General features: G+C 62.7%; 1 protein-coding gene. It reads right to left on the bottom strand.

Annotated features, from left to right (window positions below):
* Nucleotides 1-70: 70 nt before the first annotated feature.
* A partial coding sequence (locus ACYVR3_RS16165; protein WP_461245023.1) for a hypothetical protein occupies nucleotides 71-655 on the bottom strand: 585 nt, incomplete at its 5' end.

Genomic DNA, 655 nt, shown 5'->3' with positions numbered 1-655 from the left:
CGAGCCCAGGTCAATGTCCACGGACCTTACATCCCTCGGGGGTCGTGTTTGTCGGCGACGCGCAACTCGCTTAGAGCAGGACGGCAGCGAGACCCAGGGCGAGAGCACCGCCAGAGAGGGCAGCAGCCTTGCCGGCACCAGCGGTGACGACGGGGGGCTCGGCCGTGGTCGGCTCGGGCTCGGGCTCGGGCTCGCTGGTGGGCTCGGGCTCGGCCGGGGTCGGGAAGACGGAGCCGTACGAGGTGGTGAAGGACGACGGAGGGCAGGCCGAGCAGAAGACGTCCGAGACGGTGGTGACGGGGACCTTGATGGTGCAGGGGCAGTCCTCGATGGTGAGGGTGGTGGCCTCGGTGACGGTGATGGTGGTGGTGCCGAGGTCGATCTCGGTCGGCTCAGGGCAGTAGGTGGTGATGGCGGTCACGACCTCGGTGGTATAGACGACCTCAGCGGTGGCCGAGGTCTCGAAGGAAGCGTTGGCCAGAGCGCCAGCGGCGAAGGCAAGGACGGAAGCAGCGGTGAACTTCATTTTGGCGGTTTGGTTGGGTTTTGGAAATAGAGTTTTATGTACTCGAAAAGAGCGAATATGTTCGTCGTTGAAGGCTTTGGAAAAGAGTGAACTTGACTGAAAACAGTCAGGGTAGGCTTTCGAAAGAGC

The sequence above is a fragment of the Secundilactobacillus muriivasis genome (genome assembly GCF_054785195.1).
This window is presented reverse-complemented; position numbering and strand designations above follow the sequence as displayed.